This window comes from Pseudomonas brassicacearum (genome assembly GCF_003732175.1).
Lineage (GTDB): Bacteria > Pseudomonadota > Gammaproteobacteria > Pseudomonadales > Pseudomonadaceae > Aquipseudomonas > Aquipseudomonas brassicacearum_G.
The window spans coordinates 151,129-167,496 of the sequence record NZ_MOBI01000006.1 but is presented as its reverse complement, the minus strand read 5'-3'; the positions used below and the strand labels follow the sequence as shown (position 1 = coordinate 167,496).

15 protein-coding genes are annotated in these 16,368 nt (G+C 59.1%); 7 read left to right on the top strand and 8 right to left on the bottom strand.

What is annotated here, in order from left to right; translation table 11 throughout:
• Nucleotides 1-51: 51 nt before the first annotated feature.
• From BK658_RS06190 to BK658_RS06155, 8 genes are all read right to left on the bottom strand, one after another.
• Nucleotides 52-588 carry a PBECR2 nuclease fold domain-containing protein gene (locus tag BK658_RS06190; RefSeq protein WP_185019783.1) on the bottom strand — a complete coding sequence of 179 codons (537 nt, stop codon included), beginning with the start codon at nucleotides 586-588 and terminating at the stop codon, nucleotides 52-54.
• A gap of 217 nt (nucleotides 589-805) precedes the next feature.
• Nucleotides 806-2,092 carry an OprD family porin gene (locus tag BK658_RS06185; protein ID WP_123581531.1) on the bottom strand — a complete coding sequence of 429 codons (1,287 nt, stop codon included), beginning with the start codon at nucleotides 2,090-2,092 and terminating at the stop codon, nucleotides 806-808.
• A gap of 236 nt (nucleotides 2,093-2,328) precedes the next feature.
• Nucleotides 2,329-2,724: a nuclear transport factor 2 family protein gene (locus tag BK658_RS06180; RefSeq protein WP_123581530.1), complete on the bottom strand. Its 396-nt coding sequence runs from the start codon at nucleotides 2,722-2,724 to the stop codon at nucleotides 2,329-2,331.
• A 26-nt stretch (nucleotides 2,725-2,750) separates the two neighbouring features.
• The gene (locus tag BK658_RS06175) at nucleotides 2,751-3,446 is read right to left on the bottom strand and encodes a DsbA family protein (protein WP_123581529.1); all 696 of its coding nucleotides are present in this window, start codon (nucleotides 3,444-3,446) and stop codon (nucleotides 2,751-2,753) included.
• A 213-nt stretch (nucleotides 3,447-3,659) separates the two neighbouring features.
• Nucleotides 3,660-3,860: a hypothetical protein gene (locus tag BK658_RS06170; protein WP_054595130.1), complete on the bottom strand. Its 201-nt coding sequence runs from the start codon at nucleotides 3,858-3,860 to the stop codon at nucleotides 3,660-3,662.
• 247 nt (nucleotides 3,861-4,107) lie between these two features.
• Entirely contained in the window at nucleotides 4,108-5,214 is a 1,107-nt protein-coding gene (aguA, locus tag BK658_RS06165; protein WP_123581528.1) for an agmatine deiminase, read from the bottom strand.
• 5 nt (nucleotides 5,215-5,219) lie between these two features.
• Complete coding sequence (gene aguB, locus BK658_RS06160) at nucleotides 5,220-6,098, bottom strand: N-carbamoylputrescine amidase (RefSeq protein ID WP_123581527.1); 879 nt, start codon at nucleotides 6,096-6,098, stop codon at nucleotides 5,220-5,222.
• 303 nt (nucleotides 6,099-6,401) lie between these two features.
• Nucleotides 6,402-9,314, bottom strand: a complete 2,913-nt coding sequence (locus BK658_RS06155; RefSeq protein WP_123581526.1) for an aminotransferase — start codon at nucleotides 9,312-9,314, stop codon at nucleotides 6,402-6,404.
• A 79-nt stretch (nucleotides 9,315-9,393) separates the two neighbouring features.
• Between BK658_RS06155 and BK658_RS30670 the strand changes: the two genes are divergently transcribed.
• From BK658_RS30670 to BK658_RS06120, 7 genes are all read left to right on the top strand, one after another.
• A complete protein-coding gene (locus BK658_RS30670) occupies nucleotides 9,394-9,573 on the top strand; it encodes a colicin E3-like toxin immunity protein (RefSeq protein ID WP_185019782.1) in 180 nt (59 codons plus the stop codon).
• A gap of 132 nt (nucleotides 9,574-9,705) precedes the next feature.
• Nucleotides 9,706-10,788 (top strand): dTDP-glucose 4,6-dehydratase, encoded by a 1,083-nt coding sequence (gene rfbB / locus BK658_RS06145; protein ID WP_123581524.1) that lies wholly within the window; start codon nucleotides 9,706-9,708, stop codon nucleotides 10,786-10,788.
• Nucleotides 10,785-11,660: a glucose-1-phosphate thymidylyltransferase RfbA gene (gene rfbA / locus BK658_RS06140; protein WP_123581523.1), complete on the top strand. Its 876-nt coding sequence runs from the start codon at nucleotides 10,785-10,787 to the stop codon at nucleotides 11,658-11,660. The genes rfbB and rfbA overlap by 4 nt, the downstream gene beginning before the upstream one ends.
• Nucleotides 11,657-12,202 (top strand): dTDP-4-dehydrorhamnose 3,5-epimerase, encoded by a 546-nt coding sequence (gene rfbC, locus BK658_RS06135; RefSeq protein WP_123581522.1) that lies wholly within the window; start codon nucleotides 11,657-11,659, stop codon nucleotides 12,200-12,202. Before rfbA ends, rfbC begins: the two co-directional genes overlap by 4 nt.
• Complete coding sequence (rfbD, locus tag BK658_RS06130; protein WP_123581521.1) at nucleotides 12,199-13,080, top strand: dTDP-4-dehydrorhamnose reductase; 882 nt, start codon at nucleotides 12,199-12,201, stop codon at nucleotides 13,078-13,080. The genes rfbC and rfbD overlap by 4 nt, the downstream gene beginning before the upstream one ends.
• A gap of 36 nt (nucleotides 13,081-13,116) precedes the next feature.
• Nucleotides 13,117-14,925, top strand: a complete 1,809-nt coding sequence (locus tag BK658_RS06125; RefSeq protein WP_123581520.1) for a sensor histidine kinase — start codon at nucleotides 13,117-13,119, stop codon at nucleotides 14,923-14,925.
• Nucleotides 14,922-16,325 carry a sigma-54-dependent transcriptional regulator gene (locus BK658_RS06120; protein WP_123581519.1) on the top strand — a complete coding sequence of 468 codons (1,404 nt, stop codon included), beginning with the start codon at nucleotides 14,922-14,924 and terminating at the stop codon, nucleotides 16,323-16,325. Before BK658_RS06125 ends, BK658_RS06120 begins: the two co-directional genes overlap by 4 nt.
• Nucleotides 16,326-16,368: the final 43 nt, after the last annotated feature.

The following is a 16,368-nucleotide window of genomic DNA, read 5'->3' as shown; positions in this document are numbered from 1 at the left end:
GTATCCGATCAGAAATAAAAATGCCAGTCAGCTTAACTGACTGGCATTAGCCTAATCAGGCTGCTTTTTTTGTTTGGGGAAGAGGTATCGCCGATAAACCAGCTCCCCATGTCGGTGCTTGTTCAACGCCTTTTTATCGCAGTTCATGAAATTCCAAAGAACGTGCCCATGCTCAACATGGATCACCACCAACATCTGGTACTTTGTGTCGTATGCGCCAATGAATACGAGACGATAAGACCCGTCGCTGTAGGAAACCCGCCAAATTTCCAATGGACTTCGCACCGTGTCCACAGCAAATCCGGTGAAACGTTCTCGAGCGTTTGGGCGTTTTTCTACAATGTGTGAAAGATACTGACGCCGAACCGTCACCGGAACATACGGCGTTTCGATCAACACGGCGTCAATCCCTTCCTGCAATCCAAAACTCAACGCTACCTGCTCCAGAGCGGTATCGAAATCGATAGCGCCAGGTAGTTCCTGCACCGAGCGAACCGCAACGGCCATCGTAATATCCCGAATATCAGGTAAGCCAAGGTCCTTCCAGTTTTCCTGGTCTGGAGTTTCCTTCACTCCCTGCACATTCATTCGACCATCTCTCTAGGCATCAATCGATATTTCAGCCAGTTGAGTAGTCGATGGAAATCAGCCGGATCTCCTTTTCCTTGGAGAGACGTCCGACATTCGTGAAGGGCGCTGCTGATCAAATATCGTTTTTCATTTTCATGGAGCGAAAAAAAGCCCCGAATCATTCGGGGCTTTCTCATTTCGGCCTTGCATCAGGCCTCAACCACGCATCCGATCATCAGAAGATGTTGATCGGGTAATCCACGAACACACGGACTTCGTTGCCGCTGACGTTGTAGTCGCTGGATTTCTGCGACACGCGCAGGACCGAGCTGCGCACTTTCACGCTCAGGTCTTTGGCCGGGCCGCTTTGGACCACGTACTTGAACTGGTTGAAGATTTCGCGCTCGGTGCCGCCAGTGCTGGTGGCGGTGGTGATGTTGTCGCCACGCACGTATGCCACGTTATAGGTCAGGCCTGGAACGCCGAAGGCGCCGAAGTCGAGGCCGTAGCCCAGCTGCCAGCTGCGTTCGTCTTCAGCGTTGAAGTCGGACCAGTAGGAGTTGGCGAGGTAGATGGTGTTGCCACCGTCACCGACGCGACCTTGTTCTTTCTGATAGCCGCCGTACGGGTAGCCGAGGTTGCTGTCACCGGTGCTGCGCTGGTGCGCGAGGGTGAACGAGTGCGGGCCGGTGACGAAGGTCGCCGCCAGGCTCCAGATTTTGTTGTCCTGGCCTTCGGTTTTGTTATCAAGGGCGTAGGACTTGTCCAGCTTGGTCTGATAGCCGTTGAAGTCGAGGGTCAGGGACTGATCGGTGGCCAGCGGGAACACGTAGTTCAGGTTCACGTACTGTTTCTTCAGGACGTCTTCTACGTTGGACGCGTAGAACGCACCTTTGAATTGTTCGGTGAACTGGTAGCTACCGCCCAAGACGTTGATCGACTTCAGACCACCGCTGTCACGGCCTTCGGCGCTCTTGCGCGATTCGGCGGTGAAACGGCCAGCGTTCAGCTCCAGGCCTTTGATCTCTTTGGAGGTGATCAGGGTGCCGGTGTAGCTTTCAGGCAGCAGACGCGAGTTGTCGTAGTTCAGCACCGGCAGGGCCGGCATCTGGTCGCCGTAGGTCAGCACAGTGTTGGACAGACGGAATTTTACCGCCGCACCAGCCTTGGACAGGTCATCGGCGGCTTCGCCGCTGTCGCCTTGCTTGAAGAAGTCGATACCGCCAGCGCCGCTACGACCCTTGCCGCCATCGAGGCGCAGGGCGTACAGACCGAAAGCATCGACGCCGACGCCGACGGTGCCTTGGGTGAAGCCCGAGGAGAAGGTGCCGATGGCAGCCTGGCCCCACTCGGCCTTGTCTTCTTTACCGTTCTTGTAATCGCGATTGATGTAGGCGTTGCGCAACAGTACTTTCAGGCTGCTGTCGTCAACAAAACCCTTGGACTGCGCCTGGTCGTTAGCCATGGCTTGAGTGGCACTAAAAATCCCCAGAGCGATCAAACCGATCCGCTTGTTCAACATGTTATTTTCCTTATTACGGGTTGATACGCGCTGTGACCGCTGGCGGAAATGGCTGCTATTGCGCTCTTTTTTCACTCCAAAACAAAAGGCCCGCCCACGCAAAAGCGAGGCAGGCCCTTATTGTTTTTTGAAGTCGTGGCGGTTGGCCACAGGCGTTGGGGCGAATCCTAGCCGCGCCCCTAAGCATGTGTCAATTTCGTGAATCGTCTGTAATTAGGCGAAAATCGTCTAAGAACTTATCGGTCGGCGATCGCCAATTGCACCGTGTGGCTGTCCACAAACTGCTCGAAATGGGTAACTTTACCGTTCTCCAGAGTCCACAAGTGTGCGACTCGGGCGCTCATCGGACGACCCGTGGCCTTGTAGATTCCGCTGTAATTACCGTAGGCGAATACCTTGTCGCCCTGCGTGACATAGCTCTCGACCTTGAACTGAAAATTTTCCCATTCAGTGCCCAGACGCTTAAAGACATTCTCGACGATAGCGTCGAAACCGACGTACGTCCCCGCATACGGAAACCCAGCCGCTTCAGTCCATTGCGCATCGGCGGCTAACGCAGCGGCGGTGTTGCGTGCGTTTTCCTGGGAGTTGGCACCTTCGTAGGTGCTTTTGATCAGGCTCAGGTTATCCATGGGTCGCTCCACGCAGGTCAGTGAAATCAGTGAGCACAACCGTCCAGGCCACAGGCCTGAACCGGGGACGAGGCTTCGCTTACCTGGGTGGTGACCGATTGGCTCAACCAGGCCGCAAAGGCTTCAGGCTTACCGAGCCATGGGCTGATGTCGACCACGGTGAATTGACCGTCCTGCTCCAGCGCCAATGTCGGGAAGCCCTGGCCGCCAACCTGCGCCAACAGTGCGCGGCTTTTCTTGATATGGTCTTGGGTTTCGTTTGCCAATGCGTCCTTGAACTCGCGCTTGAAGGATTCTGCTTCCAGGCCAATCGACACGGCGAGTTCCAGCAACACTGCCTCATCGGCAATCCGCCGACCTTCCACGTAGTGCGCGCTCTGCAAACGCCCCAGCAATTCCAGCCCACGTCCGGCGAGTTGCTCAGCGGCCAGCACGGCAGCAATCGGTGGCGCGGAATCAAACACGGCGGTGTGATCGCGCAACAGGCCTTCGAAATACGCTTCACCAAACGGCTGCCCGGTGTACTCGGCGATGCGTCGGTCGTGAGGCATCACGTAATCACGCAGTTGAGGAGAAACCGTCTGCCGGTTGGCGCCGGTCATCATGCCGCCGCCATGGGCGATCACCGGCAAGACTGCCTGTGCCGCTTGCACCAAAGGCTTGGCTCCGTAGCACCAGCCGCACAGTGGATCGTAGATGTAATGAAGGGTCGCGGTAGACATGGAAAGCTCCAGCAAAGTCGTAGGAATTCGATGCCGGCAGACTATTCCTATGACGGAGTGGGAAAAACGCCGTAATGGCTTTTAGTCTGTTTCGCAGATCGGTCAAATGACCCGCTCGGGCCACCGAAGGTTGGAACAATCTGGACCCCGCTGTTTTTTAGGGCGAAAAAAAAGCGCTGCCATCCGGGCAGCGCTTTACCAATCCTTTGCTTTCTATCCTTCTATCACATCCCACAAGGCTTCAAGTTCTGCCTCACTGAATAAACCAGCGGGATAACGCTCGATCATCATCCTGCGCGGGTCAGGTTCTCTGACCTGTCGCGTTCCGTTGGATTTCAACCATTGCGCCAGCACCTGAAGCGATTCGCCATTCATTGCCAAGGGATGCGATGTCCGCTCGCTGACCATATTCATTTCCGGCGCTCTCTCCTGGTTCGTGAGCGGCTAACTTATCCAAGGTTTATGACAGAACAACGCGGTTCTACATTCCCGAGAATTGCTCTCAAACAGATACAAGAGCTATGCCAATGTGACTGCCAGGTCGGCATATGGACGTAAAAAACCCGCAATCCATAGGAACTGCGGGCTAGATAGGGGGGGCACTCACATGAACCGGATATAACACGGAGCAATCCAGTGCCACCGATTGTTACAACTTCACTCAACCTTTGTGCGGTGCCGGTTGTTGTTGGGTAAGGCAATGAATATTGCCGCCACCCAGTAACAGTTCACGCCCCGGCACCATCACCACTTCGTGCTGCGGGAACAGGTTCTGGAGAATTTCCTTGGCTGGCGCGTCCAGTGGATCGTCAAAGCTCGGCGCAATGATGCCGCCGTTGACGATCAGGAAGTTCACGTAGGAACCGGCCAGGCGCACCGACGGGTTACGTTCCTGGGTACCGTCCACCGGGTCGACACCGGCGCACTCTTCCTCGGTCGCATAAAGCGGCCCCGGAATCGGCATTTTGTGCACCGTAAATGGGCGGCCCTTGGCGTCCTTGCTACTTTGCAAGACCTTCATTGCGGCCTGGCAACGCGGGTAGTTCGGATCCTGCGGATCGTCGGTCCAGGCCAACAGCACTTCACCGGGACGCACATAGCAGCAGAAGTTATCCACATGACCGTCGGTTTCGTCGTTGAACAAACCGTCCGGCAGCCAGATGATTTTATCCACAGCCAGTTGTGCGCTCAGCACGGCTTCGATGTCGGCACGGTTCATGTGCGGATTGCGATTGCGATTCAACAGGCACTCTTCGGTAGTAATCAGCGTGCCTTCGCCATCGACGTGGATCGAACCGCCCTCGAGCACAAAGCCCTCGGTACGGTAACGCGGGCTGCGCTCGATCTCGAGGATTTTGCCGGCCACTTGCGAGTCACGATTCCACGGCGAATACAGACCGCCATCGAAGCCGCCCCAGGCGTTGAAGTCCCAGTCGACACCACGGACTTCGCCACTGTTGTTGATGACGAACGTCGGGCCGGTATCACGGACCCAAGCGTCGTCGCTGGACATCTCGACGAGGCGGATATTCGGCACGTCCAGACGCGCACGGGCGTTTTCGTACTGGGCCGCCGAGACGGCAACGGTCACCGGTTCAAAACGCGCGATGGCCTTGGCCACCGCAACATGAGCGGCCTGCGCTGGCTTGCCACCCAGGCGCCAGTTGTCCGGACGCTCCGGCCAGACCATCCATGTCTGGGTCTGGGTCGCCCACTCGGCGGGCATGTAAAAACCGTCAGCGCGAGGCGTGCTGTGCAAAGTAGTCATAGCGATCAGGACTCCAGGGAACCGTCGAGGGTTTTGATTGCGCCGTACAGGTTCGGACGACGGTCACGGAACGAACCCCAGGCGCTGCGGATGTGCTCCAGTTCGTCGAGGTCGAAGCTCTGAACCAATACGCCTTCTTCGGTTTCGTTGAGCTCCTGGACTTTCTCGCCGAACTGGTTGGCGATGAACGACGAGCCGTAGAAGGTGATGTCGTAGCCGTCCTGCTCTTCATTGCCAATCCGGTTGCTGGCGATCAGCGGCATCAGGTTGGCGCCGGCATGGCCTTGCTGAACGCGCTGCCAGTGGTCGCGGGACGAAATGGTCTTGTCGTGCGGTTCGCTGCCGATGGCGGTTGGGTAGAACAGGATTTCCGCACCTTGCAGCGCCATGCTGCGGGCGCATTCCGGGAACCACTGATCCCAGCAGATGCCCACGCCGATTTTCGCGTAACGGGTGTTCCAGACTTTGAAGCCGGTATCGCCCGGGTTGAAGTAGTACTTTTCGTGGTAGCCAGGGCCATCCGGGATGTGGCTTTTACGATAAACCCCGAGGTTGCTGCCATCGGCATCGATGATCGCGATGCTGTTGAAGCGCGCGCGGCCTGCCAGTTCGAAGAAGCTGATCGGCAGCACGACTTGCAATTCTTTGGCGACTTTCTGGAAATGCTTGATGGCCACGTTCTCTTCAACCGACGTGGCCAGTTGCAGGTAGTCCGGGTTCGGCTTCTGGCAGAAGTACGGGCTCTCGAACAACTCCTGGATCAGGATGATCTGTGCGCCTTTGGCTGCGGCCTCACGGACCAGCTTCTCAGCGGTCTCGATGTTGGCCTCAAGGTCCCAGGAACAAGCCATCTGGGTAGCGGCGACAGTAACGATACGGCTCATGAATCATCTCCCGGGCGGGTTCAGAGGGTCGATTGTGGCATCGACCGATGACAGAAATGGGAACGGCCAGGCGCGGTGATCCACGCCATAGCGTTACGGCGACTTTATAACCGATAAAAATCGGCTTTTAAAGCAATAAAAATTCACCACTTCGAAAATACTCCAAAAAATACCGATAACAATCGAACTTAATGCCATCCCTGTGGGAGCGAGCCTGCTCGCGATAAGGCCGGTACATCCAATATCAATGTTGGCTGTCAGACCGCCATCGCGAGCAGGCTCGCTCCCACAAGGGGAGTGTGTTTAGAGGCCTTCGTCCAATACCTTCGACAAGGTATCGACAAAGAAATCCACACTGTGTCGCGTAGTCACCATCGGTGGTTTGATCTTGAGGATGTTCAGGTAATCGCCGGTCGGCTGCATGAAAATGCCCAATTCGCGCAGGCGGTCGCACAACGCCGTGGTTTCTTCCGTAGCCGGTTCCAGGGTTTGGCGGTTGCGAATCAGCTCCACGCCCAGATAGAAGCCAGAGCCATGCACCGCGCCCACCAAAGGATGGCGGTCGATCAACGCCTCAAGCCGCTCCTTGAAATACTCGCCAACGATCTGGGCGTTTTCCCAGAGCTTCTCTTCCTTCATCACATCCAGCACGGCCATGCCGATGCGGCAACTGACCGGGCTGCCGCCCGCCGACGAGAAGAAATAACCTTCGGCCTCCAGCGCTTCGGCGATTTCACGACGGGTAATGACCGCACCTAATGGCTGGCCGTTGCCCATGCCCTTGGCCATGGTGATGATGTCCGGCGCTACGCCTTGCTCTTCAAAGCCCCAGAAGAACTTGCCCATACGGCCGTAACCGACCTGCACTTCGTCGGCGATGCACACGCCACCCTGGGCACGGACCAGCGCATACACCTGTTTCAGGTAACCCGGTGGCAGAGAGATTCCACCGGCGTTGCCGTACACCGGCTCGCAGATAAAACCGGCCAGTTGTCGCTTCTGCTCGGCAATCTTCGCCAGGTTGTGTTCGACGCTGCGCACGTAATCCGGCGCGCTGTCGAGGCCACGGAACTCGCCACGATAGGTGTTCGGCGCCGTCACCGGGTGCACCCAGTCCGGACGACTGCTGAGGGCCTTGGGGTTATCTGCAATTGAAGTCGACACCGCGTCAGCGGCCACCGACCAGCCGTGATACGCCTCAAGCACACTAAGCATGTCGCGACCGCCGCTGTAGGCCCACGCCAAGCGAATCGCCAGGTCATTGGCCTCGGTGCCACTGTTGACCAGAAACACCCGATCCATCGAGTCCGGTGCCAGCGCCAGCAGGCGCTCGGAAAACTCGGCGATGGCCGCGTAGTGGAAACGCGAGTTGGTATTGAGCAACGACCACTGGCGGCTGGCCTCGGCGGCCATGCGCGGGTGACCGTGACCGAGCACTGCAACGTTGTTGAGCATATCCAGGTAGGAGCGACCCTGCATGTCGATCAAGTGATTGCGCCAGCCCCGCTCGATACGCGGCGGATCGACGTAGTAGTGTTTTTGCGAACGGGCAAAACTCGCATCGCGTCGCGCCAGCAAGGTGTGCGAATCGAGTTCGACCTCAGCGTCGCAGGCCAGTCCCAACAACGCCGCGGGTGATGGGCACAACGCCTGCCAGGCAGGTGCGCGGGACGGTGAGCAAAACAGCGGTGGATTCAGTTCGGCGCCACGGCTGAGCTGAACCCGCAACGCGCCGCCGACTTCACCCAACACTTGCCCTTTGAGCACGGCCGCACCGGTGTGCAGTGAGGGTTTGACACCCCACAGGCGCACGCTCAATTGTGCGCTGTCCAGTTGCACACGGCCGTCGGCACTCAGGTGCACGACACCGGCAAAGGGTGCTTCAACCGTTGTGCCCTGCGGCACCTGCAAGTCAACGTGCAGCGGGCACGTGTCCGGCTCGACGGCGCTGTCCGGACGCGTCTGCGATAAACGGTATTGCCCGTAACGACTGGCCGCCAGGCCATGGCCTGCCGCAGCTTCAATCAACAGACGCTGGTCAATACCGTCCTGCTCCCAGTTGCCCGCTTCGAAATGCGGACTCAGGACACCCAGGTCGATCAACGCAAACTCTTGGCCCACCAGGCTCGGCAGCAACGGCGCAAAACCCTGACTGGTAATCGCCGGCAACGACTGGCCGACTGCTGTCAGAATCGCCGCTTCCATCAGTTCAAATGGCACTGAGGTCGCGACGCGGAAGATCTCCCACTCGTGGTTCAGATTGTCGCGGCTGTACTGATTCTGCGGATCGATGCTGACCTGTTGCTCACCGCTGAGCACCAGCACCGCCGCCCGCGCGACGATCAGCGGCCACAGCGCCAGCAACTCTTCGTGCTTCAGCGGATTGACCGCGTGATAAGCCTGCACCGCTGGCAAAATGCACAGCGGATCGCCGTCGGCATGGTGCAGCAGCGCGGCGCAGGTCACCGACAGATCGGTAATGCGCCAGGTACGAATCAGATCGCCAAAATCGATGACGCCCTGCAACTGCCAGTGACGTTGCTTATCCCGTTTCCAGACCACATTGTCATCGGTGATGTCCATGTGAATCGCCTGCACCGGCAACTTCGCCATCAGTGGCTGCAAACACCGCTCGGCCTGTTGCGCGGCCTCGGCGATCAATGTTCGTTGCCGCTCATCGCTGATCACCGGCAGCAGGTGATTGATCAACGCATTAGCGTGCCGGGCATCCCACTGCAAGGCACGCTCAAGCCCTGGATGCTCGAACCCGGCCAGCGCCAGATCCATTTCGCCACAGAGTTGGCCGAGGCCGGCAACCAGTTCATGACCAAGGTGTTTGAGGTGGGTCAGCGATTGACCTTCGATGTAGTCGAGCAAGCGCACATGCAGTGCTTGCCCGGCGAGCTCCAGGGTCAGCAGGTCCTCGTCGTTTTTTGCCGGAATCACTCGCGGCACATGCAAACCCGGCTGCGAGCCCAGATGTTTGAGGGCCGCGTGCTGGGCGTGCAGTTCCAGCGCCGCGTAGTCACCACGGCAGATTTTCAAGACGAAACGGCCCTGGTCGCTGTCGAGCCGGTAGTTGAGATCCTGCTGGCTGCCCAGCGACTGCAACGTCCCGCTCAGGCCGTAGTGCTCGCGCAACAGCTCCAGCGCTTGCTGCACAGTGACTTGCGGGCTGGGCAGATTGGCACGGTGAATCAACGTGGCGAGCGACATACAACGACCCCTGGAATTTTTATAAGGCGTCTATATCGCCACTGCTGACTGCGATACGCAACCCCCCTTTTACCGGTCCGTGATCGATAACGGCGCAGTCATCGAATCATTGGGTCTGCAACCTGAAAACACAGTCAACCAAGGGGTTTTCAATGTGCCGCCTGAATGGGTAGTACTCATTCAACCGTACTTTAACCACACCATTGATCTGAGCGCTCACGACTATCAATTGGGATTCGCCTATCGGGATCAATGGTGAAAACCGGATGAAAGAGAACCTCAATCCCGGATCTTTTCCAAATTCCGACCAACACCCCTCTTGTGCACGCCCCCTCCTGCCGACAAGCTATGATCCATATGCATAATCGTTCGACGGAAAAGGCTACTCCACATGCGCATTCTCATCACCGGCGGTGCCGGCTTCATCGGCTCGGCGCTGATTCGCCACCTGATCCGCCACACTGAACATGAAGTGCTCAACCTGGACAAGCTGACCTACGCCGGCAACCTCGAGTCGTTGAGCAGCATTGCCACTAACACCCGTTATGAGTTCGTGCAGGCCGATATCGTTGATCAGGCCACTGTCAGTGCGGTACTGGCGCGGTTCCAGCCGCACGCGATCATGCACCTGGCGGCCGAGTCCCATGTCGACCGTTCCATCGATGGCCCATCGGACTTCATTCAGACCAATATCGTCGGCACCTACAGCCTGCTGGAAGCCACTCGCGCCTACTGGAACGGCCTGGCTGAACCTGAGAAAAGCGCCTTTCGCTTTCACCACATTTCGACCGACGAGGTGTATGGCGACCTGCATGACGTCGACGACCTGTTCACCGAAACCACACCCTATGCGCCGAGCTCGCCGTACTCCGCCAGCAAGGCGGCGTCCGACCATCTGGTCCGCGCCTGGCAACGCACCTATGGCTTGCCGGTGCTGCTGACCAATTGCTCGAACAATTACGGGCCGTTCCACTTCCCCGAGAAACTCATTCCGCTGGTGATCCTCAATGCCATCGCCGGTAAGCCACTGCCGGTGTACGGCAACGGCCTGCAAGTGCGTGACTGGCTGTTCGTCGAGGATCATGCCCGCGCACTGCTCACCGTGGTGACCAACGGTGTGGTCGGTGAGACGTACAACATCGGCGGCCACAACGAACAGAAAAACATCGACGTGGTCCGCAGCATCTGCAACCTGCTGGAAGAGTTGGCGCCGCAAAAACCTGAAGGTGTCGCGCACTTCGCCGACCTGATCACGTTCGTCAAAGACCGCCCCGGCCACGATCAGCGTTACGCCATCGATGCCAGCAAAATCGAACGCGAGCTGGGTTGGGTGCCCGAAGAAACCTTCGCCAGTGGCCTGCGTAAAACCGTGCAGTGGTACCTCGATAACCTGGACTGGTGCCAACGAGTCCAGGATGGCAGCTATCAAGGCCAACGCTTGGGTTTCACTGACTTCAAGGACTTGATCGCATGATGAAGGGAATTGTTTTGGCAGGCGGCTCTGGTACCCGCCTGCACCCGATCACACTCGGGGTGTCCAAACAACTGTTGCCGGTCTACGACAAACCGATGATCTATTACCCGATCTCGGTGCTGATGCTCGCGGGCATCAAAGACATCCTGGTGATTTCCACCCCTCAGGACCTGCCGCATTACCGCAATCTGTTGGGCGACGGCAGTCAGTTCGGGGTGCATTTCAGCTATGCCGAGCAACCGTCTCCGGACGGCCTGGCCCAGGCTTTCCTGATTGGCGAGGAGTTTATCGGTGACGATTCGGTGTGCCTGATCCTGGGCGACAACATCTTTCACGGACAGCACTTCACCGAAAAATTGCAACGCGCCGCCGAGCACACCGAAGGCGCTACGGTTTTCGGTTACCGGGTCAAAGACCCGCAGCGTTTTGGTGTGATTGATTTCGACGATCAGGGCAACGCGTTGTCGATCGAAGAGAAACCCCTGCATCCCAAATCGAGTTACGCGGTCACCGGCCTGTATTTCTATGACAATTCGGTGGTGGAGATCGCCAAAGCGGTCAAACCATCAGCTCGTGGCGAGCTGGAAATTACCGACATCAACAATGCATACCTGCAGCGTGGCGACTTGCGCGTCGAGCGGTTCGGCCGGGGTTTTGCCTGGCTCGATACCGGCACCCACGACAGCCTGCTGGAGGCGTCGCAATACGTGCAAACCATCGAGCATCGCCAAGGCCTTAAAGTCGCCTGCCTCGAAGAAATCGCCTATCACCAGGGCTGGATCGATCATGAGCATTTGCTCAAGCACGCCAAGTATTTTGGCAAGACCGGTTACGGCCAGTACCTGTTCAGCCTTGCCGGAGAACACCAATGAAGGTCATCGCCACCCAATTGCCCGAGGTTCTGATCATCGAGCCGAAAGTGTTTGGTGACGAGCGTGGCTTTTTCTACGAAAGCTTCAACGCCAGGGATTTTCAGCAAGCGACGGGGCTGAACACAACGTTCGTTCAGGACAACCACTCACGCTCGCAGAAAGGTGTACTGCGCGGCTTGCATTACCAACTGGAAAATACCCAGGGAAAACTGGTGCGGGTCACCGATGGGGAAGTCCTCGACATCTCCGTCGACATCCGCCGCAGCTCGGCGAATTTTGGACACTGGGTGGGCGTGCGCCTGTCTGCACAAAACCATCGCCAACTGTGGATTCCCGAAGGTTTTGCCCACGGATTCGTCGTGCTGAGCGACTACGCCGAGTTCCTCTACAAAACCACCGACTACTACACGCCATCAGCTGAACGCTGCATTCGCTGGGACGATCCCGATCTGGCCATCGACTGGCAACTGACGCAAACACCACAACTGTCGATCAAGGACCAGGCCGGCAAGTTTCTGCGCGAGGCGCAGGTATTTGCATGAGCATACCTCTGAAAATCCTCATCAGTGGCCAGCACGGTCAGGTTTCCATCGAGCTGCAACGACGTCTCAAAGGACTCGGCGAACTGATTGTGCTGGGGCGCAATCAGCTCGATCTGGCACATCCAGAGCAGATCCGCCTGCAGATTCGCGCTTTACGTCCGAATCTGATCATCAATGCCGCCGCACATACGGCAGTCGATCAAGCTGAAAGTGAACCCGAGCTGGCGTTCGCCATAAACGCCACAGCGCCAGGAGTGCTCGCCGAGCTGGCCCTGGAACTGGGTATCCCGCTGATTCACTACTCAACCGACTACGTGTTCGACGGCCGCAAAGCCTCGCCTTATACCGAGACCGACGACCCCCATCCTCTGGGTGTCTACGGCGCCAGCAAACTGGCCGGCGAGCAGGCCATCCGCGCAGTCAACGGTCAGCACCTGATTCTGCGCACCAGTTGGGTCTACTCGAACCACGGGCGCAATTTCCTGCTGACCATGCAACGGTTGCTGCAAGAGAAACCGCACTTGCGCATCGTCGCCGACCAGATTGGCGCACCGACCTGGGCCGGCACCATCGCCACCAGTACACGCGCCTTGATCGAGCGCTGGCAGTCGGGGCAACCCGGCGCCTGGGGCACTTACCACCTGACCGCTCAGGGCGAAACGTCATGGTTTGGATTTGCTCAAGTCATCGCCGAACATTTACAAACGCAGCACAAAACCTGCGCCAGCCTGGAGGCGATCCCCAGCCGCGACTACCCGACGCCCGCCACTCGCCCGCTGAACTCGCGTCTGGATTGCCGCCTTCTGCAACAGCAATGGCAGGTCAGCCAGCCCGACTGGCGCGACGCGTTGCGCGAGTGTCTTGCCGAACAAGCCTAGGCATAATGCGCCTGTACCTTCAGGCGCCCGATGCTTATGACCCCAACACTCCCCCGCAGACCCCGCTGGCGCAGCCTGGCGCTGCTCGCCGTGTGCCTGGCGCCGTTGCTGTGGCCACTGCAGCACCTGGCCGAGCGTTATTACCGCAGCGAGCTGGTTGGGCAAAATCGCCAGACGCTGGACCTCTACGTCGCCAACCTGCTGGGGACCCTGCACCGCTACGAGGTGCTGCCGCAGATCCTCGGTGATCTACCGGCCCTGCGTGCCGTTCTCGCCGCGCCACATGAGCCGCTGGCCACCGACAACGCCAATCGTCTGCTCAAGGACATCCGCGCCCAGACTGGCGCCGAAGTCATGTACCTGATGGACACCCACGGCAAGACCCTGGCAGCCTCCAACTGGGACAAGCACGACAGTTTTGTCGGGCGTAACTTTGCCTTCCGGCCGTACTTCAGCGAAGCCATGCAAGGCCGCCTCGGGCGCTTTTTCGGCCTGGGCACGACGTCGGCCAAACGCGGTTATTTCTTTGCAGGCGCCGTGCGCGATGGCGAGCAAATCATCGGTGTACTGGTGGTCAAGGTCGACCTCGACCACACCGAAAGCCTCTGGGGCAAAACCCCGGAGCAACTGCTGCTGACCGATCACAACGGGGTGGTCATCATCACCTCACGCCCGGAGTGGCGCTTCAGGGCGACCCGATCGCTGACTGACGAAGAACGCCACGCGATCTCTGCCGTCCAGCCCTACCCGACCCGTGATCCGCAACCGCTGAACCTCAACCCGGACGCTTGGCTGATCCAGACTCAGCCGATCGAAGAAACCGGCTGGAGCGTCAGTATCCTCGCGCCCAGAACCCTGATCGACCGCCCGGTGCGCACGGTGGTGGCCATCGGCGGGGCGACGCTGCTGGTGTTGATGTTGCTGCTGGGGCTGATGATGCAACGCCGTCGCCACTACTTGCAGCGCATCGCCTTCGAGGCCAAGACCCGACGCGAACTGGAAGCGCGCGTCGCCGAAAGAACCAGCGACCTCGAAGGGCTCAACCGCCGTCTCAAGCAGGAAGTGCTGGAGCGCGAACAGGCGCAACAGGAACTGGTGCGCGCCCAGGACGATCTGGTCCAGGCCGGCAAACTCTCGGCGCTGGGCACCATGTCGGCAAGCATCAGTCACGAACTCAATCAACCGCTGGCGGCGATTCGCAGCTACGCGGAAAACGCCGAAGTGCTGCTTGACCATCAACGCACCGACGACGCCCGCGGCAACCTGAAACTGATCAGCGAGCTGACCGGGCGCATGGCCTCGATCATTGCCCACCTGCGCGCCTTCGCCCGTCGCGACCGTCACGCCCCGGAAAGTGTTGCGCTGCAACCGGCGCTGGACGATGCACTGGCGTTGCTGGCCAAGCGCAGGCGGGCAATGGAAGTCGAACTGATCCGTGACCTGCCGGCCGCCACGCTGTGGGTCGAGGCCGGCGAAACCCGTCTGCGCCAGGTACTCGGCAACCTGCTGGCCAACGCCCTCGACGCCCTGACCGAAAAAGGCCCGCCCCGTAAACTCTGGTTGAGTGCCGAATCCACCGCCGACGGCGTCAACCTGTACATTCGCGATAACGGCCCGGGGTTCTGCATGGAGGCCCTCGGTCGCGCCGGTGAACCGTTCTACACCACCAAGACCCGCACTCAGGGCCTTGGGCTGGGGTTGGCCATTTGCGACACGTTGATGCGCGCCTTCGGCGGTGAACTGTCGTTCGCCAACCACAAGGAAGGCGGCGCCCTGATCACCCTGCGGCTGCGCGCAGGCGCACCCGGTGTAAGTCTGCAACCGTCCGAGGACCGCAGTGAATGAGCAACCTGATCGACAACCGTATCCAGGTCGTGCTGATCGACGATGATCCGCATCTGCGTCAGGCCCTGAGCCAGACGCTGGATCTCGCCGGTTTGAAAATCCTCCCGTTGGCCGAAGCCAAGGGCCTTGCCTCGCGCCTTGAGCGGGACTGGCCGGGCGTGGTGGTCAGTGACATTCGCATGCCGGGCATGGACGGTCTCGAACTGTTGAATGAATTGCACGCCCAGGACCCGGAACTGCCGGTGTTGCTGATCACCGGCCACGGCGATGTACCGCTGGCGGTGCAGGCGATGCGTGCCGGCGCTTATGACTTCCTCGAAAAACCGTTCGCCAGTGACGCATTGCTCGACAGCGTGCGCCGTGCCCTGGCCCTGCGCCAACTGGTACTGGATAACCGCAGCCTGCGGCTGGCCTTGAGCGATCGCAATGAGCTGAGCACCCGACTGGTCGGGCAATCGGCGCCGATGCTGCGCCTGCGCGAACAGATCGGCGCATTGGCACCGACCAAGGCCGACGTGCTGATCCTCGGTGAAACCGGTGCCGGCAAGGAAGTCGTGGCCCGTGCCCTGCACGACCTGTCGAACCGCCGCAATGGCCCGTTCGTAGCAATCAATGCCGGGGCACTGGCCGAATCGGTGGTCGAAAGCGAACTGTTCGGCCACGAACCCGGCGCCTTCACTGGCGCGCAAAAACGCCGTATCGGCAAATTCGAATTCGCCAACGGCGGCACGCTGTTCCTCGATGAAATCGAAAGCATGAGCCTGGATGTGCAGGTGAAACTGCTGCGTTTGCTGCAAGAACGGGTGGTCGAGCGTTTGGGGGGCAATCAGCTGATCCCGCTGGATATCCGGATCATCGCCGCGACCAAGGAAGACTTGCGCCAATCGGCGGATCAAGGGCGTTTTCGCGCGGACTTGTACTACCGCCTGAACGTCGCTCCGCTGCGCATTCCACCGCTGCGCGAACGGGGTGAAGACGCACTGATGCTATTCCAGCATTTCGCCAACGAAGCCAGTGAGCGCCATGGCTTGCCACCCCACGAACTGCAACCCGGACAACGAGCCCTGCTGTTGCGCCATACCTGGCCCGGCAACGTCCGTGAACTGCAAAACGCCGCCGAGCGTTTCGCCCTGGGCCTGGAACTGGCGCTGGATAACGGTGCTCCAGACGGCACTCCGGCGCCGCACAGCGCTGTGTTCAGCGGCAATCTGAGCGAGCAGGTGGAAAGCTTCGAAAAGAATCTGATCGCCGCCGAACTGGCGCGCACTCACAGCTCACTGCGCAGTGTCGCCGAAGCGCTGGGTATTCCACGCAAAACCCTGCATGACAAACTGCGCAAACACGGCTTGAACTTCGCCGATGGCGCTGGCGCCAGCAGCAATCCCGACGAGCTCGATTGAGCCATGCGGACTAACCTTCCCCCAAGCGTCCCACACTGCGAGG

Excerpts from the sequence above, each read along its gene's own strand:
- BK658_RS06190 (WP_185019783.1), bottom strand. The coding sequence starts at position 588 with ATGAATGTGCAGGGAGTGAAGGAAACTCCAGACCAGGAAAACTGGAAG.
- BK658_RS06185 (WP_123581531.1), bottom strand. The coding sequence starts at position 2,092 with ATGTTGAACAAGCGGATCGGTTTGATCGCTCTGGGGATTTTTAGTGCC.
- BK658_RS06180 (WP_123581530.1), bottom strand. The coding sequence starts at position 2,724 with ATGGATAACCTGAGCCTGATCAAAAGCACCTACGAAGGTGCCAACTCC.
- BK658_RS06175 (WP_123581529.1), bottom strand. The coding sequence starts at position 3,446 with ATGTCTACCGCGACCCTTCATTACATCTACGATCCACTGTGCGGCTGG.
- BK658_RS06170 (WP_054595130.1), bottom strand. The coding sequence starts at position 3,860 with ATGAATATGGTCAGCGAGCGGACATCGCATCCCTTGGCAATGAATGGC.
- aguA (WP_123581528.1), bottom strand. The coding sequence starts at position 5,214 with ATGACTACTTTGCACAGCACGCCTCGCGCTGACGGTTTTTACATGCCC.
- aguB (WP_123581527.1), bottom strand. The coding sequence starts at position 6,098 with ATGAGCCGTATCGTTACTGTCGCCGCTACCCAGATGGCTTGTTCCTGG.
- BK658_RS06155 (WP_123581526.1), bottom strand. The coding sequence starts at position 9,314 with ATGTCGCTCGCCACGTTGATTCACCGTGCCAATCTGCCCAGCCCGCAA.
- rfbB (WP_123581524.1), top strand. The coding sequence starts at position 9,706 with ATGCGCATTCTCATCACCGGCGGTGCCGGCTTCATCGGCTCGGCGCTG.
- rfbA (WP_123581523.1), top strand. The coding sequence starts at position 10,785 with ATGATGAAGGGAATTGTTTTGGCAGGCGGCTCTGGTACCCGCCTGCAC.
- rfbC (WP_123581522.1), top strand. The coding sequence starts at position 11,657 with ATGAAGGTCATCGCCACCCAATTGCCCGAGGTTCTGATCATCGAGCCG.
- rfbD (WP_123581521.1), top strand. The coding sequence starts at position 12,199 with ATGAGCATACCTCTGAAAATCCTCATCAGTGGCCAGCACGGTCAGGTT.
- BK658_RS06125 (WP_123581520.1), top strand. The coding sequence starts at position 13,117 with ATGACCCCAACACTCCCCCGCAGACCCCGCTGGCGCAGCCTGGCGCTG.
- BK658_RS06120 (WP_123581519.1), top strand. The coding sequence starts at position 14,922 with ATGAGCAACCTGATCGACAACCGTATCCAGGTCGTGCTGATCGACGAT.